This is a genomic window from Salinicola sp. MIT1003, assembly GCF_001858555.1.
Lineage (GTDB): Bacteria > Pseudomonadota > Gammaproteobacteria > Pseudomonadales > Halomonadaceae > Salinicola > Salinicola salarius.
The window spans coordinates 172,382-196,521 of sequence record NZ_MCAP01000011.1 but is presented as its reverse complement, the minus strand read 5'-3'; the positions used below and the strand labels follow the sequence as shown (position 1 = coordinate 196,521).

21 protein-coding genes and 2 tRNA genes are annotated in these 24,140 nt (G+C 63.6%); 18 read left to right on the top strand and 5 right to left on the bottom strand.

Annotated features, from left to right (window positions below):
• Window positions 1–4 precede the first annotated feature (4 nt).
• The 16 genes from secG (at window position 5) to hemG (ending at window position 17,050) form a co-directional block, all read left to right on the top strand.
• The gene (secG, locus tag BC443_RS06065; RefSeq protein WP_071230939.1) at window positions 5–385 is read left to right on the top strand and encodes a preprotein translocase subunit SecG; all 381 of its coding nucleotides are present in this window, start codon (window positions 5–7) and stop codon (window positions 383–385) included.
• An 82-nt stretch (window positions 386–467) separates the two neighbouring features.
• Window positions 468–554, top strand: a tRNA-Leu gene (locus tag BC443_RS06060).
• Between the two features lie 134 nt (window positions 555–688).
• A tRNA-Met gene (locus BC443_RS06055) sits at window positions 689–765 on the top strand.
• A 176-nt stretch (window positions 766–941) separates the two neighbouring features.
• Entirely contained in the window at window positions 942–1,403 is a 462-nt protein-coding gene (gene rimP, locus BC443_RS06050; protein WP_071230938.1) for a ribosome maturation factor RimP, read from the top strand.
• A 106-nt stretch (window positions 1,404–1,509) separates the two neighbouring features.
• Window positions 1,510–3,003, top strand: coding sequence for a transcription termination factor NusA (nusA, locus tag BC443_RS06045; protein WP_071230937.1), 1,494 nt, complete (start codon window positions 1,510–1,512; stop codon window positions 3,001–3,003).
• A 27-nt stretch (window positions 3,004–3,030) separates the two neighbouring features.
• A complete protein-coding gene (gene infB / locus BC443_RS06040; RefSeq protein WP_071230936.1) occupies window positions 3,031–5,562 on the top strand; it encodes a translation initiation factor IF-2 in 2,532 nt (843 codons plus the stop codon).
• A 67-nt stretch (window positions 5,563–5,629) separates the two neighbouring features.
• On the top strand, window positions 5,630–6,067 hold the full coding sequence (rbfA, locus tag BC443_RS06035; protein ID WP_071230935.1) for a 30S ribosome-binding factor RbfA: 438 nt from the start codon (window positions 5,630–5,632) through the stop codon (window positions 6,065–6,067).
• Window positions 6,067–6,999 (top strand): tRNA pseudouridine(55) synthase TruB, encoded by a 933-nt coding sequence (truB, locus tag BC443_RS06030; protein ID WP_071230934.1) that lies wholly within the window; start codon window positions 6,067–6,069, stop codon window positions 6,997–6,999. The genes rbfA and truB overlap by 1 nt, the downstream gene beginning before the upstream one ends.
• Before the next feature lie 150 nt (window positions 7,000–7,149).
• Window positions 7,150–7,419 (top strand): 30S ribosomal protein S15, encoded by a 270-nt coding sequence (gene rpsO / locus BC443_RS06025; RefSeq protein ID WP_071230933.1) that lies wholly within the window; start codon window positions 7,150–7,152, stop codon window positions 7,417–7,419.
• A 199-nt stretch (window positions 7,420–7,618) separates the two neighbouring features.
• Window positions 7,619–9,055: an ethanolamine ammonia-lyase subunit EutB gene (locus BC443_RS06020; RefSeq protein ID WP_071230932.1), complete on the top strand. Its 1,437-nt coding sequence runs from the start codon at window positions 7,619–7,621 to the stop codon at window positions 9,053–9,055.
• A complete protein-coding gene (gene eutC, locus BC443_RS06015) occupies window positions 9,052–9,870 on the top strand; it encodes an ethanolamine ammonia-lyase subunit EutC (RefSeq protein ID WP_071230931.1) in 819 nt (272 codons plus the stop codon). Before BC443_RS06020 ends, eutC begins: the two co-directional genes overlap by 4 nt.
• Window positions 9,871–9,999: 129 nt before the next feature.
• The gene (gene betC / locus BC443_RS06010; RefSeq protein ID WP_071230930.1) at window positions 10,000–11,514 is read left to right on the top strand and encodes a choline-sulfatase; all 1,515 of its coding nucleotides are present in this window, start codon (window positions 10,000–10,002) and stop codon (window positions 11,512–11,514) included.
• A gap of 184 nt (window positions 11,515–11,698) precedes the next feature.
• Window positions 11,699–13,288 (top strand): ABC-F family ATPase, encoded by a 1,590-nt coding sequence (locus BC443_RS06005; RefSeq protein ID WP_071230929.1) that lies wholly within the window; start codon window positions 11,699–11,701, stop codon window positions 13,286–13,288.
• Between the two features lie 179 nt (window positions 13,289–13,467).
• Window positions 13,468–13,881 (top strand): nucleoside diphosphate kinase regulator, encoded by a 414-nt coding sequence (gene rnk, locus BC443_RS06000; protein ID WP_071230928.1) that lies wholly within the window; start codon window positions 13,468–13,470, stop codon window positions 13,879–13,881.
• Between the two features lie 292 nt (window positions 13,882–14,173).
• Complete coding sequence (locus BC443_RS05995; RefSeq protein ID WP_071230927.1) at window positions 14,174–15,517, top strand: aryl-sulfate sulfotransferase; 1,344 nt, start codon at window positions 14,174–14,176, stop codon at window positions 15,515–15,517.
• Window positions 15,518–15,622: 105 nt separating this feature from the next.
• Window positions 15,623–17,050 (top strand): protoporphyrinogen oxidase, encoded by a 1,428-nt coding sequence (gene hemG / locus BC443_RS05990; RefSeq protein ID WP_071230926.1) that lies wholly within the window; start codon window positions 15,623–15,625, stop codon window positions 17,048–17,050.
• Window positions 17,051–17,094: 44 nt separating this feature from the next.
• Here hemG and BC443_RS05985 read toward each other — a convergent pair whose 3' ends face one another.
• The 5 genes from BC443_RS05985 to BC443_RS05965 all read right to left on the bottom strand — a co-directional run bounded on the left by BC443_RS05985 (window position 17,095) and on the right by BC443_RS05965 (window position 22,226).
• Window positions 17,095–17,892: an HAD-IIA family hydrolase gene (locus BC443_RS05985; protein WP_071230925.1), complete on the bottom strand. Its 798-nt coding sequence runs from the start codon at window positions 17,890–17,892 to the stop codon at window positions 17,095–17,097.
• A gap of 125 nt (window positions 17,893–18,017) precedes the next feature.
• Complete coding sequence (locus BC443_RS05980; RefSeq protein ID WP_071230924.1) at window positions 18,018–18,950, bottom strand: glyoxylate/hydroxypyruvate reductase A; 933 nt, start codon at window positions 18,948–18,950, stop codon at window positions 18,018–18,020.
• A gap of 20 nt (window positions 18,951–18,970) precedes the next feature.
• Window positions 18,971–20,608 (bottom strand): gamma-glutamyltransferase, encoded by a 1,638-nt coding sequence (locus tag BC443_RS05975; RefSeq protein ID WP_071230923.1) that lies wholly within the window; start codon window positions 20,606–20,608, stop codon window positions 18,971–18,973.
• A complete protein-coding gene (locus BC443_RS05970) occupies window positions 20,605–21,690 on the bottom strand; it encodes a serine hydrolase (protein ID WP_247643231.1) in 1,086 nt (361 codons plus the stop codon). Before BC443_RS05970 ends, BC443_RS05975 begins: the two co-directional genes overlap by 4 nt.
• A gap of 71 nt (window positions 21,691–21,761) precedes the next feature.
• Window positions 21,762–22,226, bottom strand: a complete 465-nt coding sequence (locus tag BC443_RS05965) for a DUF2501 domain-containing protein (protein WP_071230922.1) — start codon at window positions 22,224–22,226, stop codon at window positions 21,762–21,764.
• A 281-nt stretch (window positions 22,227–22,507) separates the two neighbouring features.
• Between BC443_RS05965 and BC443_RS05960 the strand changes: the two genes are divergently transcribed.
• Both BC443_RS05960 and ubiM read left to right on the top strand, forming a co-directional pair.
• Window positions 22,508–22,696, top strand: coding sequence for a hypothetical protein (locus tag BC443_RS05960; protein WP_071230921.1), 189 nt, complete (start codon window positions 22,508–22,510; stop codon window positions 22,694–22,696).
• Between the two features lie 208 nt (window positions 22,697–22,904).
• Window positions 22,905–24,113 carry a 5-demethoxyubiquinol-8 5-hydroxylase UbiM gene (gene ubiM / locus BC443_RS05955; protein WP_210766251.1) on the top strand — a complete coding sequence of 403 codons (1,209 nt, stop codon included), beginning with the start codon at window positions 22,905–22,907 and terminating at the stop codon, window positions 24,111–24,113.
• Window positions 24,114–24,140: the final 27 nt, after the last annotated feature.

Genomic DNA, 24,140 nt, shown 5'->3' with positions numbered 1-24,140 from the left:
TTTCATGCAGATAGCGATTTTGTTGGTTCACGTTCTGGCCGCCATTGCACTGGTGGTGCTGGTCCTGTTGCAGCAGGGCAAGGGTGCCGAGGCCGGTGCAGCTTTTGGTGGCGGATCTTCGCAGACCGTCTTCGGCTCACGCGGCAGTGGCGGGTTCCTGTCCAAGCTGACCGGCGGCCTGGCGGCGCTCTTTTTCGTCACCTCTCTGGGGTTGGCCTATTTCGCGACCAGCGCCAGCAGCGCGCCGCAGAGCGGTATTCCCGATGCGCAAGTGATCGAACAGCAACATAATGGTGCGCCGACCCTTGACGACGGCGACCAAAGCGGGAATAATGCTGCGCCAGCACTCGAGGAAGATGGCGGTCAGAAATCGTCAAATCCTTGAGTGGAAAGGAAATTCACAGCCTTCGATGAATCGGTTGAAAGCAGTGAATTGGTGTGGCGCCTAGGCGCTGCACGCCCCTGATGCCGAAGTGGTGGAATTGGTAGACACGCTATCTTGAGGGGGTAGTGACCTTACGGTCGTGCGGGTTCAAGTCCCGCCTTCGGCACCATCGTCAAGTCTTCCGGTCGAGCTGATTCGGACCTCTTAACGATACGCAAGACGATTCTTGTGAAAAGAATCAGGCGATATCGCGGCCTTCCTTGACCCATCCCAAGGTCGTTCCTATAATCGCCAACCTGATGTTGCGGGGTGGAGCAGTCTGGTAGCTCGTCGGGCTCATAACCCGAAGGTCGTCGGTTCAAATCCGGCCCCCGCTACCAAGTTTTTATGAAAGGCCCCTTCCTGAGAAGGGGCTTTTTGTTAGCAGCTTTGTCATTGTCAGCGCATTGTCGTTGTTAACGGCGCTGCTGACGTCATTGCCAGTCAGCCACCTAGCACCTTGCATTTCTCTCAACTCCCGGTCAGGTGCCTGATGCAACTGCTGTAGGAGTCGTTTGTGGTTACCAAGGACGCAGCACTGTATGCGATCATCGAGCCGGTGGTAACTGCCATGGGCTTTGAGTTGTGGGGCCTCGACTATCTGGCTCAGGGCAAGCATTCCAAGCTGATGATCTATATCGACAGCCCCAACGGGATCTCGGTTGACGATTGCGCCGACGTCAGCCGCCAGGTCAGTAGTGTCATGGATGTCGAAGATCCGATCTCGGGCAACTACAACCTGGAGGTGTCTTCTCCGGGACTCGATCGCCCACTCTATACGCTCGATCATTTTTCGCGCTTCAGCGGTCACGTGGTGCAGCTCAAGTTGCGCACGGCGTTTGACGGTCGACGCAAGTTCCAGGGGCGCCTGGCCGGCATCGACGGCGACGAAGTGCTGCTGCATATCGACTCGGAAGAGTACTGCTTTCCGATAGAAAGCATCGATCAGGCTCGTGTCGTCCCGCAGTTCGACGATTGATTCGACCACCTATCATTTGGTGACCCAGTTATTCGTGGCTGACTCAGGATTCGACACCGATTCAGTTATTCGAGATCAAGAACCGGTTTTTCGGCGAGGCATAGGCATGAGCAAAGAGATACTGCTGGTCGTTGACGCCATCTCCAACGAGAAGAGCGTGCCCCGAGACGTCATTTTCGAGGCTGTCGAAGCGGCGTTGGCCAGCGCGTCGCGCAAGCGTTTCGAAGGTCAGGACGTCAGTATTCGCGTCCAGATTGATCGCCGCACCGGCGAGTACGATACTTTCCGTCGCTGGATCGTGGTCGAGGACGAAGAGTACCTCAGCGAAGATCGTGAAATTCCGCTCTCCGAGGCAGAAAAGCGCGAGCCGCCGCTGGCGGTGGGCGATGCCGTCGAAGAACAGATCGAATCGGTGGCTTTCGGGCGTATCGCGGCGCAGACCGCCAAGCAGGTCATCGTGCAGAAGGTGCGCGAAGCCGAGCGTGCCCAGATCGTCAGGCATTACGCCGAGCGAGAAGGCGAACTGGTCGCGGGTATCGTCAAGAAAACGACACGTGACGGCCTGATCATCGACCTCGGCGAGAACGCAGAGGGCTTCTTGCCGCGGGGCGAGATGATCCCCGGCGAGCGCTACCGCATGAACGAGCGGGTACGGGCCCTGTTGTGGAAAGTCGATGCGGAAGCGCGCGGTTCCCAGCTCATCCTGTCCCGGACCAAACCGGGCATGCTGGTCGAGCTTTTCAAGATCGAAGTGCCGGAAATCGCCGAACAGCTGATCGAGATCAAGGGGGCCGCCCGCGATCCGGGGGCGCGCGCCAAGATTGCGGTCAAGACCAATGACAGGCGCATCGACCCGGTCGGTGCCTGTGTCGGCATGCGTGGTTCACGCGTGCAGGCGGTATCCAACGAGCTGCGTAACGAGCGCGTGGATATCATTTTATGGGACGACAACCCTGCGCAGTTGGTGATCAACGCCATGGCGCCGGCGGAAGTCGCTTCTATTCTCGTCGATGAAGATGCCCATTCGATGGACGTCGCCGTCGGCGAAGACAACCTCGCTCAGGCCATCGGTCGTAGCGGCCAGAACGTCAGACTCGCCAGCGAGTTGACGGGGTGGACGCTCAACGTGATGACCGTTGACGAAGCCGAGGGCAAACGCGAGCAGGAAGTCGACAGCCTGGTCGAATATTTCATCAACCATCTCGAGATCGACGAAGACGTCGCCCGTATCCTGGTCGAGGAAGGGTTCACGACGATCGAAGAGCTGGCCTACGTGCCGCTCGAAGAGATGCTGGAGATCGAAGAGTTCGATGAGGATCTGGTCGAGGAACTTCGTGCAAGAGCCAAGGATGAGCTTCTCAACTTGGCCATCGCGACGGAAGAGCAATTGGATGGCGCTCAGCCCGCCGAAGACCTTCTCACGATGGACGGCATGGACCGCCACCTGGCTTTCATTCTTGCCAGCCGTGGCATCGTCACCATGGAGGACCTCGCAGAACAGTCCATCGAGGATCTGAAGGATATCGACGACGTGGACGAGGAGCGCGCAGCGGCACTGATCATGACTGCCCGTGCGCCTTGGTTTCAGAGCGAAGAGTAACGTGGTCACGGGTTCAGGAGGGTCGTAATGTCAGACATGACCGTAAAAGAGTTTGCCGGCAAGGTGGGACGCGATGTGTCCCGCCTGCTTGAACAGATGAAGGATGCGGGTCTGCCGCATCAGAAGGAAAGCGACGCCGTCTCCGAAGAGGACAAGCAGCGTCTGCTCGATCACCTGACCAAGAGTCACGGTGGGGGACGCGGTCCGCGTAACCGCATCACATTGACGCGCAACACCCGCAGCAAGATCCGCTCGGGCGATCGCGGCAAGACCATTGAAGTGCAGGTGCGCAAGAAGCGTACCTATGTCAAGCGGGAAGAACCGGCCGAAGAAGCGCCGGTCGAAGAGACTGGTCCGCGTCAGTTGGTTGGCGACATGGCCGATCAGGCACAACAGCAGGCCGCCGAGCAGGCTAGTGCCCAGGCTGCGGCGGCGAGCGAAGCGGCTCAGAATCAGACCGCAGGTCAGGAAAGCTCCAACAAGGCTGCCGCGCCGGCGCCTCAGCCCCAGGCACCCGGGGATGACATTCCCGATGAGCCGCAGGTCGAGGACGACGAGCCGACTTCCAACAGTCAGCCGTTCGTCGAGCCGCCGCCCAAGGAGCCGCGCACCGAAAATCGTCGCGCCCATCCGAAGAAGGACAAGGAGCGTGATCAGGGTCGCCGTGGGCGCCGTGATGACGACGACGACCGTTCCGAGCGTCGCCGTGGCGGCGGGGCCAAGAAGGTCAAGCGTGCCGAGCGTCGCGGTAGCCGTCGTGGTCGTGGCGACAACCAGCACGGCTTCCAGAAGCCGACCCAGCCGATCGTGCGCGAAGTCGCGCTGCCGGAATCGATCAGCGTTGCCGAACTGGCCGACAAGATGTCGATCAAGGCCAACGAAGTGATCAAGGCCATGTTCAGCATGGGTGCGGCGGTGACCATCAACCAGACCATCGATCAGGATACTGCCGCGATCGTGGTCGAGGAGATGGGTCACAAGCCGAAGCTGGTCAAGGAAGATGCGCTCGAGACCGAAGTGCTCGAAGGCATCTCCTACGAAGGTGACGAAATCACCCGCTCGCCGGTCGTCACTGTCATGGGTCACGTCGACCACGGCAAGACCTCGCTGCTCGACTTCATCCGTCGCACCAAGGTCGCTACTGGCGAAGCCGGTGGCATCACCCAGCATATCGGTGCCTACCACGTCGAAGGCGAACATGGTGGCGTCACCTTCCTGGATACGCCGGGTCACGCAGCGTTTACCGCCATGCGTGCTCGTGGTGCCCAGGCGACCGATGTCGTCATCCTGGTGGTGGCCGCCGACGACGGTGTCATGCCGCAGACGATCGAGGCGATCGAGCATGCCAAGGCTGCCGGCGTACAGCTGGTCGTCGCGATCAACAAGATCGACAAGGAAGGTGCCGACCTCGACCGGATTCGCAACGAGCTGTCACAGCACGGCGTGATCTCCGAAGAGTGGGGCGGCGACACCCAGTTCGTTCCGGTCTCGGCGAAGACCGGCGAAGGCATCGATCAACTGCTGGAGTCGGTGCTGCTGGTCTCCGAAGTGCTTGAGCTCAAGGCCGTTCCGGAAGCGCCGGGTAAAGGCGTGGTGGTCGAGTCTCGCCTCGACAAGGGGCGCGGTCCGGTTGCTACCGTGCTGGTCCAGAACGGTACGCTCAAGCGTGGCGACATCGTCCTTGCCGGCCTGCACTACGGCCGTGTGCGGGCGCTGACCAACGAACTCGGCAAGCAGGTCGAGTCGGTCGGCCCGTCCATGCCGGTCGAGATCCAGGGTCTCGACGGCACGCCGGAAGCCGGTGAAGACTTCATGGTCCTGGCCGACGAGAAGAAGGCGCGTGAAATCGCCAACTTCCGTCAGGGCAAATACCGTGAAGTTCGCCTGGCGCGTCAGCAGAAGGCCAAGCTGGAGAACATGTTCAGCCAGATGGGCCAGGACGAAGTGGCCAAGGTCAATGTCGTCCTCAAGGCCGACGTCCAGGGCTCGCTCGAGGCGATTCGCGGTGCGCTGGAAGAACTTTCCACCGATGAAGTGCAGGTGGCGGTCGTCTCTTCCGGGGTCGGCGGTATCACCGGTACCGACGCCAACCTGGCGCTGGCCAGTGAAGCGATTCTGGTCGGCTTCAACGTCCGTGCCGATGCTTCCGCCCGTGAGATCGTCGAGCGTGAAGGGCTGGATCTGCGCTACTACAGCGTCATCTACCAGCTGATCGACGAGGTCAAGCAGGCCATGAGCGGCATGCTGGCGCCGGAGTGGAAGGAAGAGATCGTCGGTGTCGCCGAAGTGCGCGACGTGTTCAAGGCGCCGAAGATCGGTGCCATCGCTGGCTGTATGGTCATCGAGGGCTCCGTCCACCGCAACAAGAAGATCCGCGTCCTGCGCGACAACGTGGTCATCTACGAAGGCGAGCTGGAATCCCTGCGCCGCTTCAAGGATGACGTCAACGAAGTCCGCAACGGCATGGAGTGCGGTATCGGCGTCAAGAACTACAACGACGTTCAGGTCGGCGACAAGATCGAGGTCTTCGACCAGGTCAAGGTCGAGCGTACCCTGTAAGCGACAGGATCCCGCCGGCGTCTAGGTTTTCACGAAATAGGCGCCTGCGGGATCTCGAGAGGCAACGATGCGCGAATTCAAACGAACCGATCGGGTCGCCGACCAGCTGCAGCAGGAACTGGCCGTGCTGATCCAGCGCGAGATCAAGGATCCGCGTCTGGGGATGGTCACGGTCAGCTCGGTCACGGTCAGTCGGGATCTCGGCTACGCCGATATCTACGTGACGCTGCTGGGCGAGAACGATCCGGCTCGGGTCAAGGAAAACCTGGCCGTGCTCAAGCGGGCTGCCGGCTTTCTGCGTTCGCAGATCGCGCGCCGCATCAAGCTTCGTCACGTACCCGAGCTGCGTTTTCACTACGATGAAAGCGTGGTGCGTGGGCACAAGCTGTCGGCACTGATCGACGAGGCCGTCGCCAGCAACCGCCCGCAGGAGAGTGACGAAGCGGCGCCGCAGGATGAAGCGCGGGAAAGCGATCCTCGAAAAGAGGATGGAGAGCCACGCTGATGGCACGCCGTCGCAAGGGGTTGCCCATCAACGGCGTGCTGCTGCTCGACAAGCCCAAGGGCGTGTCGAGCAATCATGCGCTCCAGCGTGCCCGGCGGCTGTTTCAGGCGCGCAAGGCGGGCCATACCGGGACGCTGGACCCGATGGCGACCGGGCTGTTGCCGGTCTGCCTGGGTGAGGCGACCAAGTTCTCCGCCCATCTGCTCGAAGCCGACAAGGTCTACCGCACCCGGATCCAGTTTGGTGCAGTGACCGATACCGGAGACGCCGAAGGCGAAGTGGTGGAGCGTCGTCCGTTGCCCGAGACGCTGGATCGTGACGCCGTCGAAGCCGTGCTCGAACGCTTTCGCGGCGAGATCGAGCAGGTGCCGCCGATGTACTCGGCGCTCAAGCATCAGGGCCGCAAGCTCTACGAGCTCGCGCGCCAGGGTGAAACGGTAACGCGTGCGCCTAGGCGCGTGACGATATATGATATGCGCCCGCTCGAGTGGGAGTCCGATGGTGTCTGGTTGCAGGTTCGCTGCAGCAAGGGCACCTATATACGGACGCTGGCCGAAGATATCGGCGCAGCACTCGGCTTCGGCGCGCATATCACGGCATTGGAGCGCCTGGAAACGGGTCCCTTCGACAGTGCAGCGCGGCTCTCTTTCGAGACGCTCGAGGCGATGAGCGACGAAGAGCGGCTGGCGCAGCTGTTGCCGGTCGATGTCATGCTCGAGCATCTGCCGACGCTCAGCGTGGCGGAGACGGTGGCCCAGCGCTTGTTGCTGGGTCAGCGGGCATCGCTAGCGGATACCGAGCTGACGCCGGGCACGACGGCAAGATTGTATCGCGACGAATCCTTTCTGGGATTGGTCGAACTGACCGCGCCGGGGGAAGTCACTCCCCGGCGTCTGGTCGACACGACAGCATTGAATGCGGTTCAAGCCTGAGCCGGGATCGAAACCCGACAGGTGAAGCCGATCGATCTGTCAGCATCGGTTCGATGCACCCCGTCCCCGTGACGGTCAACCGGGAGGCTGCAAATATGCGTGGTCTCCGACATTCATCATTCAGGCATATTGCTTGCTGGAGAGTTTTTCATGGCATTGACTGCTGAAAAGAAAGCCGAGATCGTCAAAGAGTTTGGTCAGGGCGAAAGCGACACCGGTTCCCCGGAAGTCCAGGTTGCACTGCTGAGCGCCAACATCGACGGTCTGCAGAGCCACTTCAAGGATCACAAGCAGGATCACCACTCTCGTCGTGGCCTGATCCGCATGGTCAACCAGCGCCGTAAGCTGCTGGACTACCTCAAGGGCAAGGACTTCGATCGCTATCAGTCGCTGATCAAGAAGCTCGGCCTGCGTCGCTAAATCGCTCGGCCGTCGAATCCGGCGGCTCATGCATCCGCGACAACCGATGGCCTCGTGCCATCGGTGACAAAAGCCCTACCGACCCGTTCGGTAGGGCTTTTTCTTTGTCTGGGACTCCACATTTCCTGTCGCGAGCGAAGTCTTGCTCATGGCATAAACTGAGACGACCGTATAAAGACAACGATCACGGGGTTTCTCCATGGCCGAACATGCAATTGACATCGGCGGTCGTCGCTACCGCTTCGACAGCCTGGGCACGTTGATGGCCGCCGCTTCGCCGCGCCGTTCCGGTGACGAGTTGGCCGGCATCGCTGCCAGCAGCGCGGAAGAGCGGGTCGCCGCCCAGATGGCGCTGGCGGAACTGCCATTGACCACCTTTCTGGAAGAGCCGCTGATTCCCTACGAGGAAGACGAGGTCACGCGGCTGATTCTCGATCGTCATGATCGTGCCGCGTTCGCGCCGGTTGCCTCGCTGAGCGTCGGCGAATTCCGCAACTGGCTGCTCTCCGAGCAGGCTGATGGTGAATCGCTGAAGGCGCTGGCCTCCGGCCTGACGCCGGAGATGGTCGCAGCGGTCTCCAAGCTGATGCGCGTGCAGGATCTGGTGCTGGTAGGCCGAAAGTGCGAGGTCATCACGCGCTTTCGCAACACCATCGGCCTGCCCGGACGGCTGTCGACGCGGCTGCAGCCCAATCATCCCACCGACGACGCTTCCGGCATCGCGGCCAGCATCCTCGATGGCCTGCTTTACGCCAGCGGCGACGCCGTGATCGGCATCAACCCCGCCACCGACAATACCTCCACGGTGGTGACGCTGTTGAAGATGCTCGACGAGATCATCTCCCGCTACGAAATCCCCACCCAGAGCTGCGTGTTGACCCATGTCACCACCGCCATCGAGGCGATCGAGCGCGGCGCACCCACCGATCTGGTATTCCAGTCGATCGCCGGCACCGAGGCTGCCAACCGGGGTTTCGGCATCGACCTGGCCCTGCTGCGGGAGGGGCGCGAGGCGGCACTGTCGCTCGGTCGCGGAGGTCTGGACAGCAACGGCCTGGGCAATAACGTGATGTACTTCGAAACCGGGCAGGGCAGCGCGCTCTCCGCCTATGCGCACCACGGAATCGATCAGCAGACGCTGGAAGCGCGCGCCTACGCGGTCGCGCGGGAGTTCGAGCCGCTGCTGGTCAACACCGTGGTCGGCTTCATCGGCCCCGAGTATCTGTTCGATGGCAAGCAGATCATCCGCGCCGGGCTGGAAGATCACTTCTGCGGCAAGCTGCTCGGCGTGCCGATGGGCTGCGATATCTGCTACACCAATCATGCCGAGGCCGACCAGGACGACATGGACATGCTGCTCACCTTGCTGGGGGCGGCGGGCTGCAACTACATCATGGGCATTCCCGGCTCCGACGACATCATGCTCAACTACCAGACCACGTCGTTCCACGACGCGCTCTACCTGCGCCAGGTACTCGGTCTGCGCCCGGCGCCGGAGTTCGAGGCCTGGCTCGAGGCCAGCGGCATCTATCGCCACGACCAAGGCATCGCCTTCGATCGAGACTTGCCGTCACGCTTCCAGCACCTGTTGGGGTCAATGGGCTCGGGCACGGTTGATACGGGAACGGCACGATGAACGACGAGGATTTCCACGATGGCGATACGGATATCACCGTCATTAATCCTTGGCAGCGGCTACACGAGCTGACCGACGCCCGGATCGGATTGGGTCGAGCCGGCGGCAGCCTGCCCACGGCGGCGCAGCTGGCCTTTCAGCTCGACCATGCCCGCGCACGCGATGCCGTGCACATGGCGCTGGATACCGAACGCCTGATGCCGGAGCTGGACGCGCGCTTCCCGCTGGCGCTGCGTCTGCACAGCCGCGCCATTGACCGCGACGAGTACCTGCGCCGGCCGGATCTCGGCCGGCAGCTGTCCGAACAAGCGAAGCAGGAGCTTGCCCAGCTCTCGCTCGAACCCTGCGATGTCTCGATCTGCATAGTCGACGGCCTTTCCGCGCGGGCGATTCACGAGCAGGCCATCCCGTTTCTCGACGCCGCGCTACCGGAGATCGAACGGCTGGAGCTGTCGCTGGGGCCGGTCGCGCTGGTGGAGCAGGGCCGGGTCGCGATCGGCGACCCCATCGGCGAGGCGTTGGGCGCCCGTATGAGCGTGGTGCTGATCGGCGAGCGTCCCGGACTCAGCTCGCCGGACAGTCTCGGGCTCTATTTTACCTGGGCACCCCGGTCGGGCCGGCGCGACAGCGAGCGGAACTGCATCTCCAACATTCGCCCGCGCGGTCTGAGTTACGCCAATGCCGCCAGGCTGCTGGCTTATCTGATGCGCGAGGCACAGGTGCTGGGCGCCTCCGGCGTTGCATTGAAAGACGACAGCGAAGTCGACTCCCACCTCGGCGATGGTCGGCAGGGCAACTTCCTGCTGCCGCCCTAGACGTAGCCCGCGTTCAGCCCAAGCCTGCCTTGGCCTCAGGCGTCGAATTGATCGTTTGTGCTAATCCATGCGTGGCGCGCAAGCTGGGCGTATCTCGAATGTCCAATACAACGACGCAGGGAGGGGAGCATGACGCGACCGAATATTCTGGTGCTGATGGCGGATCAGGTGAACGGCACGCTGTTCAAGGATGGGCCGGCGGATTTTCTGCACGCGCCCAACCTGAAGAAGCTGGCCAGGCGGGCGGTCAATTTCAACAACACCTACACGCCGAGCTATCTGTGCGCGCCGGGTCGGGCGGCCTTCATGTCGGGCCAGTTGCCCTCGCGTACCGGCGTCTACGACAATGCCGCCGAATTTCGCTCCGCCGTGCCGACCTGGGCTCATCATCTGCGTCGCGCCGGCTACTCCACCTGTCTCTCCGGCAAGATGCACTTCGTGGGGCCGGACCAGTTGCACGGTTTCGAGACCCGGCTGACCACCGACGTCTATCCTGCCGACTTCGGCTGGACGCCGGACTATCGCAAACCCGGCGAGCGCATCGACTGGTGGTATCACAATCTGGGCTCGGTCACCGGCGCCGGCGTGGCCGAGATCTCCAACCAGATGGAGTACGATGACGAAGTCGCCTTTCATGCTGAGCAGAAACTGTTCGACCTCTCCCGCGGGCACGATTCGCGGCCGTGGGCGATGTGTGTGAGCTTCACCCACCCGCACGACCCGTATGTGGCGCGGCGCAAGTTCTGGGATCTCTACGAAGATTGCGAGCACCTTGATCCAGAGCAGGAGGTGGTGCCCTTCGACGAGCTCGACCCGCACAGTCGGCGGATCTTCGAGGCCAACGACTACACGAAATTCGATATCCAGCCTGAAGACGTGCGCCGGGCACGGCGGGGGTATTTCGCCAACATCTCCTACATCGACGACAAGGTCGGCTCGATTCTGGACGTGCTCGAGCGCACCCGGATGCTCGACGACACCATCATCGTGGTGACGTCCGATCACGGCGACATGATTGGCGAGAAGGGGCTGTGGTTCAAGATGAGCCCGTTCGAAGGCTCGTCGCGCGTACCGCTGATGATCGCCGCGCCGGGGCTGGAGCCGCGCTCGGTGGAGACGCCGGTGTCGACCATCGACATCAACGCGACGCTGGCCGACCTGGTGGGCATCGATCTCTCCGAGATCGAACCCTGGACCGACGGCGAGTCGCTACTGCCCCTGGCTCGCGGCGGTACGCGCGAGGCGCCGGTCTACATGGAGTACGCCGCCGAAGGCACGCAGGCACCGCTGGTGACGATTCGCGAAGGCAAGTGGAAGTTCAATCACTGCGAGATCGACCCGCCGCAGCTGTTCGATCTCGAGACCGATCCTCACGAGACCCGCAATCTGGCCGAGGACCCGGACTACGCCGAGACACTGGCGGAATTCCAGGCCAAGGTTCGCGAGCGCTGGGACATGCAGCGCTTCGATGCCGAGGTCCGCGAAAGCCAGGCGCAGCGGCTGATCGTCTACCAGGCGCTGCGCAACGGTCACTACTATCCGTGGGATCACCAGCCGTTGCAGGACGCCTCCCAGCGCTACATGCGCAACCATATGGATCTCAATATCGTCGAGGCGTCCCAGCGCTTCCCGCGCGGCGAGTGACATCGTGGCCGCCGGGTGCCGCGGCGTGAATCATTTCGCTCGCGGCGTATGAGCGGCCACCGCATCCGCGTATAATCCAGCTAATACGAACGTCCAAGAGGGAAGTCGAGCTCGCCTCGGCTTTCGTCGTTGTATCGATACTGTCGTCGCTCCATTCACGCCGTTTCCCGCGAGATTCCCCGCTGTGCTCTCTACTGCCAACATCACCATGCAGTTTGGCCCCAAGCCGCTGTTCGAAAACGTATCCGTCAAATTCGGCGGTGGTCATCGCTATGGCCTGATCGGCGCCAACGGCTGCGGCAAGTCCACCTTCATGAAGATTCTGGGCGGTGACCTGGAGCCGACCGGCGGTCAGGTGATGAAGGACGTCACCACGCGGCTGGGCAAACTGCGCCAGGATCAGTTCGCGTTCGAGAACGAGCGCGTGATCGATACCGTGATCATGGGCCACGAGGAGCTGTGGGGAGTCACGGCGGAGCGTGAGCGCATCTATTCCCAGGCGGAGATGAGCGACGAGGACGGCATGAAGGTCGCCGACCTGGAAGTGCGCTTCGCCGAGCTCGAGGGCTACACCGCCGAATCCCGCGCCGGCGAGTTGCTGCTGGGGCTGGGCATTCCGCTGGAGCAGCATTATGAGCCGATGAGCGTGGTGGCGCCGGGCTGGAAACTGCGTGTGCTGCTGGCCCAGGCGCTGTTCTCGGACCCCGACGTGCTGCTGCTCGACGAGCCCACCAACCACCTGGATATCAACACCATCCGCTGGCTGGAAGAGATCCTGCGGGCGCGCAGCTCGACGATGATCATCATCTCCCACGATCGCCACTTCCTGAACAGCGTCTGCACCCACATGGCGGATCTCGACTACGGCGAGCTGCGGCTGTTCCCGGGCAACTACGACGAGTACATGATCGCCGCGACCCAGGCCCGCGAGCGCCTGCACGCCGACAACGCCAAGAAGAAGGCCGAGATCGCCGAGCTGCAGCAGTTCGTCAGCCGCTTCTCGGCCAATGCGTCCAAGGCCAAGCAGGCCACCTCGCGCCAGCGCAAGATCGACAAGATCCAGCTCGAGGAGGTCAAGCCCTCCTCGCGTGTCAGCCCGTTCATCCGCTTCGAGCAGAGCAAGAAGATCCACCGTCACGCGCTGACGGCGGACAAGCTCTCCAAGGCGTGGGGCGACAACGTGTTGTTCGAGCGTTTCGGCCTGCAGGTCGAAGCCGGCGAGCGGGTGGCGATCATCGGCCCCAACGGCATCGGCAAGACCACGCTGCTCAACTGTCTGGTCGGCACGATGACGCCGGATGCAGGCGAGGTGAAGTGGACCGATGCGGCGGAAGTGGGCTACTTCGCCCAGGATCACGCGGCCGACTTCGAGGGCGGCGAGACGCTGTTCGACTGGATGCGCCAGTGGACCACCGAAGGCGAGCAGACCGTGCGCGGCGCGCTGGGGCGGATGCTGTTCTCCAACGACGATATCGGCAAGTCGGTGAAGGTGATCTCCGGTGGCGAGCAGGGGCGGATGCTGTTCGGCAAGCTGATCCTGCAGAAGCCCAACGTGCTGGTGATGGACGAACCCACCAACCACCTCGACATGGAGTCGATCGAGGCGCTCAACCTGGCGCTGGACAACTACCCGGGCACGTTGATCTTCGTCAGTCACGACCGGGAATTCGTCGGCTCGCTGGCCACACGCATCATCGAAATGAAAGAGGATGGTATCGTCGACTTCAGCGGCAGCTACGACGACTATCTGCGCAGCCAGGGTGTTTACGGCTAGGGGACGGGCCCTGGTGACAATGCTTTTGTAGACTTGACCAGCCGAGTCTTGCGGCATAGCTTCAACTCAATTTGACACGTAACGGTCCTCCGCTTTCGGGCGGAGGGCCTTTTTTATGGAACAAGGCCCTGCCCGTGACGAGGCCTTGATTCTGGCGCCGAAAGCAATGAGGTTTGCATATGTCGAGCGAGACTTATCTCATCATCAACCGGCTTGATGCCGAACGTTTGCGACGTTTGATAGAGCATGCCGATGACAAGGATCTCGAGGTGGCCGAATATCTCGATGCCGAGATCGAGCGGGGCGACGTGGTCGAACCGGAGGACGTGCCCCATGATGTGACGAGCATGAACAGCAGGATAAGCTTCACCGATCTCAGCCGCGGTACTCAATTGACCAGAACACTGGTTTATCCTCAATCGGTCGCCAAGCATGAGGATGGTCTGTCAGTGTTCGCCTCGATCGGCGCCGCGCTACTCGGGGTGCGGGTCGGTGATACCACCAAGGGGCCCCTGCCGGGTGGCCGCGAAGTTGAGCTACGGGTGGACGAGCTGCTTTACCAACCCGAGCGGGCAGGGGAATTTCACCGTTGAGCGAGCCAGGGGCGAGTCGTCGCAAGTATGGTTTCCAGCGGTGACTGGATCGCGAATCGACTATGTTGAGGCTTGATCGAAGCACTGACGCTGCAGGCCGGCTTTCTGCCCAACTGCTGCGTGGAATCGACCATGCGCACCGGCTACGAGAAAGGCCGTTAGCGATAGTTTGCTATCATCATCATCGGCCAAGCTGATATCGCCGACACACCGAAGTGTCGGCCAAACCCGCGCATGGCGGGACTCGACGAAGGAGCGACGAGCGATGATGTCACGGACAGGATCCGTTTCGATGTTACTGGGTGCCCTGTTGACGGCAACGGCAACCGCAGCGGTCGCCTTGCCCAGCAGCTTCCCCACCGGCACGACCTACTACGATCCCGAGCGGGCCTACAACGGCTTCGTGCTGTTTCCCGGCGGCGACGGAAAGACCCATCTGATCGACATGAACGGCAACGAGGTTCACCGCTGGGACTACGAAAGCTTCCCGCCGGTGGCCTTGAGTGCCGACCAGACCAACGGCGAAAAAGGCCGCCTGCTGGTGCAACTGGCACGGGCGAAAGAACTCCCGGAACACGCCAGCCCCGGCAATGGGCTGACCAACGCCTCGGTCGCCGAGGTGGACTGGGACGGCGAAGTGCAGTGGCAGTGGGGCAGCCAGCAGAACCCGGTCTATCAGCACCACGACATGCGTCGCCTGACCAACGGCAACAACCTGGTGATGACCGCCGAGATGCGCGAGCTCAACGGGTTCGACTACCCGATCATCGAAAACGGTATCGAGGAGGTCGACGACGATGGCCGGGTCGTCTGGGAATGGAAGGCGGGCGACCATCTCGACGAGATGGGCTTTTCCGACGCCGGCCTGCGGTCGCTCAAGGATTCCGAGGATCCCGACTTCCTGCATCTGAACACGGCGGTGCCCGTCGGGCCCAATCACTGGTACGACGCGGGGGACGAGCGTTTCGCGCCGGACAATATCCTGGTCAACTCCCGCAACGCCAACGTCACTTTCATCGTCGACCGGCAGAGCGGCGAGATCGTCTGGCGCATCGGCCCCGACCTGCCGGCACTACAGCTCAACGGCAAGCTCGGACGCCCCGTGGACCAGACCGTGGGCTCCCACGATGTTCATCTGATCCCTGAAGGGTTGCCGGGCGCGGGCAACATGCTGATCTTCGACAATCAGGGCAATGCCGGCTTTCCGCCTGCCAAGCAGGGGTTCTTCTCGTCCTCCCGCGTGATCGAGGTCGACCCGAGCAGCGGCAAGATCGTCTGGCAATACACCGGCAACATGTCGGGAGGTTCGCCGTATACCTTCTACAGCTCGTTCATCTCGAGCGCGCGGCGACTGCCCAACGGCAATACGCTGATCGATGAAGGCCAGAACGGCCGCCTGTTCCAGGTCACCCCGGAAGGCGAGATCGTCTGGGAGTACGTGAGCCCGTTCTTCGGCAAGTCGATGCCGAGCGACGACTACGTCACCAACCAGGTCTACCGTGCGCAGCTGGTCGATTACAACTGGGCGCCGGACGGCACGCCGCACGAGGAAACCGCGGTGAAGGCGGACTGCAGCCTCTATCCGGCGGCGCCTGGCTGCCATCCGGGCGAGTCCGACGATTCGTCCCACGGCTGAGCCGCGCGATCGGCTGGCGTGGCGGCAAGTCGTCGCATGCCGGCCGGATGCAGGTTGCGTGGTGTCTGCGTAGACTGCCAATGACATTTTCTCGTGCGAGTCATCATGGACAGTCAGGCTGCAGACGTTTCGACCGCGACGCCTCGTTCCCCCAGCGAGGCCCTTTCCGATACCTTGATCGTCGGCGCTGGCGCTACCGGGCTGGCGGCGGCCTGGGCGCTGGCCAGCCGTGGCCGGCGTGTCACCCTGCTGGAGAGCAACTCCCAGGTCGGCGGTAACCTTCGCACCGAGCGCGACGGCGAGTGGCAGATCGAACACGGGCCCAACACCGTCATCATGAAGCCACCGCTCTACGCGCTGCTGGACGAGCTCGATCTGCTCGACGAGGCGCAACCCGCCAATGCCGTTGCCAACAAGCGTTATGTCGTGATGAACGGCGAGCCGGTGGCGCTGCCGATGAAACCGCTCGACGCCCTGACCAGCCCGCTCATCGGCTGGCGTGGCTGGGCACGGCTGGCTCGCGAGCCGTTCATCGGCCGTTCGAGCGCGCAGGAGGAAACCCTGGCCGCCTTCGTCGAGCGGCGGCTCGGTCCACGGATTCTCGCGCGCATGGTCGATCCCTTCGTTTCCGGCGTCTATGCGGGCGATCCGCGCAGGCTGTCCGTTCAGGCCGCCATGCCGCGTCTGGCCGCCATCGAGCAGGAGCATCGCTCGCTGATCATCGGTGGGGTGACGCGCCTGCGGCAGTCGCGTCGCGACCCCGCGGGCGTTCCCGCCGAATGGTGCGGCAAGCTGGTGAGCTTCCCGCAGGGGCTGCAGCATCTGGCCGATAGGTTGGCGGAGCGCATCACGGCCCAGCCGACGGCCGCCATCCACACCGATTGCCCCGTGCAGAGCATCCGTCGCGACGGCGAGCAGTGGATCGTCACGGATGATCACGGCGGGGAGTGGCGAGCCAGGTCGCTGATGCTGGCGGTGCCCGCACCGGTCGCGGCCCGCCTCCTGCAGCCGCTGGACCCGGCGTTGGCGGAGCCGCTCCAGCGCATCGTCTATCCGCCGGTCAACGCCATCGCGCTGGGCTTTCGCGAGCAGGACATCGCCCATCCGCTGGACGGCTTCGGCGTGCTGATCCCACGCGCCGAAAAGCGGCGCACGCTGGGCGCGCTATTCTCGTCGACGCTGTTCCCTAACCGCGCACCGGCCGGACACAAGCTGCTCAATGTGTTCATCGGCGGGCGGCAGGATCCGTCGGCGGCGGACGGCGACGACGACACGCAGGTCGCGCGGGTGCTCGATGAGCTGCGCGATCTGCTGGGCATTCGCGGCGAACCGGTATGGCAGAAGGTGACGCGCTGGCCGCAGGCGATTCCGCAGTACGAGGTCGGCCATCTGGCCCGAATCGAGGCCTTGGACGATGCGCTGCGGGCGCATCCCGGCTTGCATCTGGCGGGCAACTGGCGCGGCGGTATCGCGGTGGGGGACTGCCTGGAGAATGGCCGACTGCTGGGTGAGCGTCTGCTGTCGGAGGCTTGAGCCGAGGCGGCGCGGGAAACGCCGCCTCGACTAGACAGCTAGCGTTACTTGTCCACCAGCTCCGCCACCGACGACAGGATCTCCTTGGGCCGGAACGGATAGCGCTCGATATCGGCCTTGTCGGCGATGCCGCTCAGCACCAGCACCGTGTGCATGCCTGCCTCGATACCGGCGACGATATCGGTATCCATGCGGTCGCCGATCATGCCGGTGCCATCGGAGTGCACGCCCAGCTTGTTGAGCGCCGAACGGAACATCATCGGATTGGGCTTGCCGACGATATACGGCTTGCGCCCCGTCGCTTCGGTGATCAGCGCGGCGACCGCCCCGGTGGCCGGCAGCACGCCTTCCTGGCTGGGCCCGGTGGCGTCCGGATTGGTGCAGATGAAGCGCGCACCCTGATTGATCAGGCGGATCGCCTTGGTGATCGCCTCGAACGAGTAGGAGCGGGTTTCGCCGATCACCACGTAGTCCGGCTTGGCATCGGTCATGATGAAGCCGGCTTCATGGATCGCCGTGGTCAACCCGGCCTCGCCGACGACGAAGGCCGAGCCGCCCGGTGCCTGGTCGCGCAGGAACGCTGCCGTGGCCAGCGCCGAGGTCCAGATCTTCTCCTCCGGGACTTCGAGGCCGCTGTGCCGCAGGCGCGCGCTGAGATCCCGCGGCGTGAAGATCGAATTGTTGGTCAGCACCAGGAACGGAATCTCCCGCTCCCGCCATTGGTTGATCAGGTCCGCCGCGCCGGGGATGGCCTTGTTCTCGTGCACCAGCACGCCATCCATATCGGTCAGCCACGATTTGATGTTGTGACGACTCGTGGTGTTGTCCTTTTTGCTAGCCATATGTCCCCTTAGCATGCGCGTGAAAGGTTGGTCGATATCCCGCTCATCTGTGGCGCCAGTTTAGCAAGTTGTCGCCTTGGCGTGCGGCCGAGGTTACTGCCGGCCACCGCTGATCGATGGCGCCATCAATATCCACGTTCGGCGTCGGCCAGATCCTCGACGTGCCCGGTCATCTCGAAGCGTTCGATATTGGCGGCGACGATGCGACTGCCGGTCGGCGCGTCGATCAGCGAGGCGATGTGCGGCGTGACCGTGATGGCGGGATGCGCCCAGAAGGGATGTTCGCTCGGCAGCGGCTCGACGTGGAAGACGTCCAGCGTGGCGTGGCTCAACTGGCCGCTTTCCAGCGCGTCGAGCAGGTCGTCTTCGACCAGGTGAGGCCCGCGACCGGCGTTGATCACGCTCGCACCCCGCGGCAGTCTGGCGAAAAGGTCGGCGTCGAGAATCCCCGTCGTCGCCTCGGTCAACGGCAGCAGGCAGACCAGGATCTCGCAGCGCGCGAGGAAGTCGGCGAACTCGGCTTGACCGGCATAGGTGGTGACCCCGTCAATCTCGCGCTTCGTGCGCGACCAGCCCAGCGTCTCGAAGCTGAGCGAGGCCAGCGTGCGCGCCGCAGTGCCGCCGAGATTGCCCAGACCCATGACGCCCACGCTGCGCTGCGTCGCTGGCGGCACCACCAGCTGTGCCCAGCGCCGCTCGCGCTGATTGGCGCTGATAGCCGGCATGTCGCGGTGGTGGCGCAGCACGTGCAGCGCCACGTATTCGCGCATGCGCTGGGTCAGATCCGTACCCACGGTGCGGATGATCGGCACCTGGCGCGGCAATTCGGCATCGGCCAGCACGTGGTCGATGCCGGCGCCCAGCGACACGATCGCCTTGAGATTGGGGAAGGGCAGGAAAGCGCCGGTTGCCGGCTTCCAAACCACGGCATAGGTGACTTTCTCGACATCACCCGGGTCGTGAATGGGGCGGATCGTCCAGCGCGGGAGCAGGGCCTGAAGCTGCTCGATCCACCAGTTCGTTTTATCCACACCCGGTATTGATACAACGATAGACATCTCGGAATCCTGGTAGTGAATCAGGGGCGCACGACCGGCTCGTCGTCGAGCGGTTCAATCTGAAACGGCGCCGGTGCGGCACCGCCGCCGATCGGCTGGGTCGGGTCGTTGATGCCGATGCACTCGCCGTTTTCGGAAGCTCGCGACACGGCCGACACGCAGGCGTAGAGCTTGGGAAATACCAGTTGCTGGGCGATCTCCAGCTCGAAGCGCTCGCCCAGCTTCGCCAGCGTCTCGGGATCGAAGCGCGGGTCGACACGGATCGAACCGCGATAGCTGGCGTCCAGGCGCGGATGATGCACGGCATCTTCCAGACTCATGTCGAAGTCCATCATCAGCGCGGCAACCTGGGTCACTGCCGGCATGATCAGGTTGCCGCCGGAGGCGCCCACCGAGAAACGTGCCTCGCCGCCCTTCACCGCTACCGTCGGGCACATGTTCGAGGAGTTGATGCGCTTGCCGCCTTCCATCGTCGTGGGATAGCCGGGGCGCGGGTCGAAGTAGCTGACGCTGTCGTTCATCAGCATGCCGGTGGAGGGCAGCGTGACGCCGGAGCCGAAGCGGTTGAGCAAGGTATAGGTGAGCGCCACCATGTTGCCTTCGGCGTCCACTGAGGACATCGACGAGGTACAGGCGCCATTCTCGATATCGATGCCACCGAAACCGCCATCCGTGGGCGACAGCACGCCGTTGCGAATCTTGTGCCGCTTCCAGCAGTGTTCCAGCGCCTCGGCGTAGGCGAGCCAGGTCTCCGGTGTCGGCGTTTCCGGCGGGGTCGGCATCGCCTCCAGCGCGTACGCCAGCATCTCGCGCTGGCGCAGGCCGCCGGAAACCTCGCCCGGCGTATAGAGCGTGTAGCCGCGATGCGCGGCGGCCATTGGCTCGTATTCGAACACCTCGTAGGCGGCAAGATCCTCCCGCGAGATGCGCGAGCCGCCCGCTTGCAGATCGCCAACGATCTTCTCGGCCAGGGCGCCGCGATAGAAGGTGTCGGCGCCGCTCTCGGCGATCTCGCGCAGGGTGTCGGCCAGTTGCGGAATGCGCAGCCGGCTCTCCGGCGTCGCCGGATGCCCGCCGGGCAGATAGATCGAACGTGATACCGGATCCCGGGCCAGCGTTCTGGCGCAGACGCCGATCTGCAGGCTGGTGAACCAGTCGACGTGCAGGCCCCGTTCGGCCAACTGGATCGCCGGGGCCATGACCTCGGCGCGCGGCTTCGAGCCGAAACGGGCGAGCGCATGCTCGAGCCCGGCCACGGCACCGGGGACGGTGATCGAGCGGTAGCCTTCGATATTGGCGTTGTCGACCACCCCAGGAAAACCCATCGGCGTCGCCGGCAGGGCCGGATCGACCGGATAGTCCTCGAGTCGCGTATCGCCGGCGAGCACGCCCTGGAAATCTAGCGCCACGGCGCGCTGCTCCTTCGCCAGCCAGATCACCATGAAGCCGGCGCCGCCGAGACCGCACATCCATGGCTCGACGGCATTGAGCGCATAGGCGGTGGCGACGATGGCATCGACGGCGTTGCCGCCGACGTCCAGTTGCGCCGCACCCGCCTGCGCCGCCATGCGGTGTTGCGAGGCCACCGCGCCGCGTGTCGATCGTGCGGCGGGTGTGGTCAGCGTCCAGTTGTCGCGTTCTCGGTGGGGATGTTTCACGTGGAGGTTTCCTGATTGGGAGGATTGGTCGCCTCGATCAACTCGGCAACCAGCGCTTCGACGTCGTCCAGATAGTCGCTGCCGCTGGAAGGCGGCGTCGGATCCGAAGTCATCACCACGGTCATGGCGCGAGACGGCATCACGTAGAGCAACTGGCCGCCGTAGCCCCAGCCATAGTAGACGGGCTGGCCGGCGATGCGGGTGATGAACCAGCCATAGCCGTAGTCGTCGCCGTTGAAGAACGAGCGGGTGCGCGGCTGCCAGGAGCGTTCGATCCAGTCGGTCGAGAGTACCGTGCGGTCGTCGGGGGTACCATGCTGGCGGATCATCTCGCCGAAGCGCAGTAGCGCCTGCGGTGTCAGGCCCATCTCGTTGCCGCCGAAATAGATGCCCTGCGGGTCCCGTGTCCAGGGAGGAATCGAGATGCCCAGCGGATCGCCCAGCCAGTCGCGTGCCAGTGCCAGGGTGCTGCGGCCGGTCGCTTCGGTGAGCGCCGCCGAGAGCAGGTGGCTGTTACCGGTAGAGTAGAGCATGCGTCCGCCGGGTTCGGCGACGAAGGGGCGTTCCAGCGCATCGGCGACCCAGTTCGAACTCGCCACCCAGGCGCCATAGTTGCCGCCGGAGGTGCGTTCGAGCCCCGCCTGCATCGAGAGCAGGTTGCCGACGGTGATATCGCTCACTCGTGGGTCGATATCCGTAGGAACCCGGTCGCCCAGCAGTTCGACCACCGGCTGATCGACGCTCTCGATCACGCCGCGGTCGATGGCCGCGCCGACCAGCGCCGAGATCAGCGTCTTGGAAAGCGACTTGATGTTGGCCGTCTCGTCCGTTTCGTGGCCGCGAAAGCCTTCGTCGATCACGGTGTCGCCATCGACGGCGACCAGCAGGGAGTGACTGCGCGGCAGAGTGCCCGCCTGCTCGGCGATGCTGTCGCGAGCGGCCTCGGGCAGCGGGGCGGCCAGGGCCGGCGACGCCAGCGTCGCCAGCAACAGGAAAACGGCGAAACGCCGCCCGCGGGAACGGGCGGCGACGGTCGGGAATCGAAACGAGGGCAGTATCGGCATGCGTCCAGTCTGGCGCATGCCGTGGCGTTCTTCCATGACGCCAGGGCCGTGGCGCCGGATTGCAGCAGCGTACGATGCGCCGGCGGGCATCAGCCGCCGAGGAAGGAGGACATGGCCTTGTCGGCAATCATGCCGCAGGCGCGCTCGCCGACCTGATCCTTGAGGTTGGTCAGGCTGAAGGTCTGGCCGTTGCCGCTATCGAGCAGCCCGCCCAGCCCCTTTTGGTAGCCGTCGCTCTCCTCGGCCTGGCTCTGGCCGCCGATCTGCTCGAGCAGGCGGTTCTTGACCTTGTCGGTGGTGCTTTCGGTATAGCCCTGTTCCTGGCAATAGCCGAGCACGCCGGCCACGTTCTGCATGCTGCCCAGGTTCAGGGAGCCGGAACTCAGCGCGCCGAGCAGCGAGGCGCCACCGGCGGACTCGGTGTCCTGAGAGGACTGGCCGGACAGCATTTCGCCGGCGCTCTTCTTGACGCTATCGAAGCTCACGGCCGCGGCCATCGGGGAGGCGACGACGGAAGCGGCCATCAAGGCGGCGGAAAGGAAACGAAGATTCATGAGTTAACACTCCTGGCGGAAAAGACACCCTGCAAGCGAGGGTTCGATGAAGCGATCCGCGAATGGTGACGACAGGGCGATGAGGCGCCGCGCTAGCGCCATCCTGCGCTAGGGTGACCATGGTCGGTGGTTCGGGGATGGGTAGCAACGGTCATTCTGTGACCGAATGACACGATGGCGAAACGCCGCCCGGCCTCATGGTCTAGTCTTGGGGTATCGGGAGGCGTTCGACGTTCCCTCGGACGTTTCCTCGAACCGTTCCCTCGAAAAAAGGAGAGGTCATGATCATTACCGTTGGCGAATTCAGGAAACTGCTCGAAGAGTACGATGACCAGCTGGAACTGAGCTTCAGCGGTCTGGAGTACCACCGCCTCCGAGCCAAGGGCGAAAAGCATCTGGAGGTCGAGTTCGAGGAGAAGGTTTTCAAGGACAAGCTGGGCCACGTCAAGGTTCACAGCGAAAAGCAGTGAACGCGCCTGTCGGCCTTGGAATCGCATCGGCTCGAACACCGCTGGCGTGAACACTGCCAGTTCGAACGCCGGTAGAGGCAATATGGGCCATCCGATGCCGAACCGGCGGGATGATGGCGGCGTTGACCCGGGATGCGACGGGTGAGGCTTCGCCGTGGCACCTTTTTCCGTTACCGTTACGCCCCATTGACGCTAGGGAGCGGCACGAATGGATGATTCAACCCCTGTGACGCAGGTCGACGTCGCCATTGTCGGTGCAGGGCCGATCGGCCTGTGTTTTGCCAATGCGCTGTCGCGTCATGGCGTGAGTTCGGTGCTGATCGATCGTCAGCCGCGGTCGGCGATGGTGGAGCCGGCCAGCGACGGGCGGGAGATCGCGCTGCCCCGGGCTTCCCAACAGATTCTCGACAAGCTCGGCGTATGGTCGCGAGTCGAGCCGGACGAACGCGCCCGGATGCGTGCCGCCAAGGTCTTCGATGGTCAGTCGCTGTTCGCGATGGAAATTGCGCCTGGCGCTTCTCGCAACGAGCCCCTCGGCTGCTTGGTGCCCAACCAGGTGATTCGACGTGCCGCCTATGCGGCGTTGCCGGCCGGCTCGGCGGGCGCGGGAGAGATCCTGTGGCGGGATGAACGGCAGATCGAGCGGTTCGAGGCCCGGGACGACGAGGTCGATATCACTCTCGCCGGCGGCGAGCGGCTGCAGGCCTCGCTGCTGGTGGCGGCGGACAGCCGCTTTTCCACCACCCGCCGTGCCATGGGCATCCCCGCCTATACCTACCAGCACGGTCAGCATATGCTGGTCTGCCGGATGCAGCATGAAGAACCGCACGACCAGACGGCCTGGGAGTGGTTCGGCTACGGCCAGACGCTGGCGCTGTTGCCGGTGGATACGCACTGCTCGTCGCTGGTGCTGACGCTGTCACCGGCAGAGATGGAGAAGCAGCTGTCATTGAGCGACGAGGACTTCAACGCCGATATCACGCGGCGCTTCGGTGGCCGGCTGGGCGCCATGCGCCGGGTCGCGGCGCCTCATCGCTATCCGCTGGTCAGTGTCTATGCCGAACGCTTCGTCGGGCACCGCCAGGCGCTGATCGGCGATGCCGCCGTGGGCATGCATCCGGTAACCGCACATGGATTCAATCTCGGGCTGCAGGGGCTGTCGCGACTGGCAGACCTGATCGGCGAGGCGCGAACGCGAGGGCAGGATATCGCCTCGCCAACGCTGCTGGCACGCTATCAGCGCGAGCAGCGTCTGGCGACGGCGCCGCTGTTCGCCGCCACGCTGGCGATCGTCGGCCTCTACACCGATGACCGCACCCCGGCCAGATGGCTGCGCAAGGCGGTACTGCGCGCCGGTGAAGCGGCCTGGCCGGCCAGACGCCTGATCGCGAGTCATCTGACACGCTCGATCGGCTAGCCTCACACGCCAACCGTAGGCGCCGAG

What these genes read in the sequence shown, in the direction of transcription:
- secG (WP_071230939.1), top strand. Translation starts at nt 5, where the DNA reads ATGCAGATAGCGATTTTGTTGGTTCACGTTCTGGCCGCCATTGCACTG.
- nusA (WP_071230937.1), top strand. Translation starts at nt 1,510, where the DNA reads ATGAGCAAAGAGATACTGCTGGTCGTTGACGCCATCTCCAACGAGAAG.
- infB (WP_071230936.1), top strand. Translation starts at nt 3,031, where the DNA reads ATGTCAGACATGACCGTAAAAGAGTTTGCCGGCAAGGTGGGACGCGAT.
- rbfA (WP_071230935.1), top strand. Translation starts at nt 5,630, where the DNA reads ATGCGCGAATTCAAACGAACCGATCGGGTCGCCGACCAGCTGCAGCAG.
- truB (WP_071230934.1), top strand. Translation starts at nt 6,067, where the DNA reads ATGGCACGCCGTCGCAAGGGGTTGCCCATCAACGGCGTGCTGCTGCTC.
- rpsO (WP_071230933.1), top strand. Translation starts at nt 7,150, where the DNA reads ATGGCATTGACTGCTGAAAAGAAAGCCGAGATCGTCAAAGAGTTTGGT.
- BC443_RS06020 (WP_071230932.1), top strand. Translation starts at nt 7,619, where the DNA reads ATGGCCGAACATGCAATTGACATCGGCGGTCGTCGCTACCGCTTCGAC.
- eutC (WP_071230931.1), top strand. Translation starts at nt 9,052, where the DNA reads ATGAACGACGAGGATTTCCACGATGGCGATACGGATATCACCGTCATT.
- betC (WP_071230930.1), top strand. Translation starts at nt 10,000, where the DNA reads ATGACGCGACCGAATATTCTGGTGCTGATGGCGGATCAGGTGAACGGC.
- rnk (WP_071230928.1), top strand. Translation starts at nt 13,468, where the DNA reads ATGTCGAGCGAGACTTATCTCATCATCAACCGGCTTGATGCCGAACGT.
- BC443_RS05995 (WP_071230927.1), top strand. Translation starts at nt 14,174, where the DNA reads ATGTTACTGGGTGCCCTGTTGACGGCAACGGCAACCGCAGCGGTCGCC.
- hemG (WP_071230926.1), top strand. Translation starts at nt 15,623, where the DNA reads ATGGACAGTCAGGCTGCAGACGTTTCGACCGCGACGCCTCGTTCCCCC.
- BC443_RS05985 (WP_071230925.1), bottom strand. Translation starts at nt 17,892, where the DNA reads ATGGCTAGCAAAAAGGACAACACCACGAGTCGTCACAACATCAAATCG.
- BC443_RS05980 (WP_071230924.1), bottom strand. Translation starts at nt 18,950, where the DNA reads ATGTCTATCGTTGTATCAATACCGGGTGTGGATAAAACGAACTGGTGG.
- BC443_RS05970 (WP_247643231.1), bottom strand. Translation starts at nt 21,690, where the DNA reads ATGCGCCAGACTGGACGCATGCCGATACTGCCCTCGTTTCGATTCCCG.
- BC443_RS05965 (WP_071230922.1), bottom strand. Translation starts at nt 22,226, where the DNA reads ATGAATCTTCGTTTCCTTTCCGCCGCCTTGATGGCCGCTTCCGTCGTC.
- BC443_RS05960 (WP_071230921.1), top strand. Translation starts at nt 22,508, where the DNA reads ATGATCATTACCGTTGGCGAATTCAGGAAACTGCTCGAAGAGTACGAT.
- ubiM (WP_210766251.1), top strand. Translation starts at nt 22,905, where the DNA reads ATGGATGATTCAACCCCTGTGACGCAGGTCGACGTCGCCATTGTCGGT.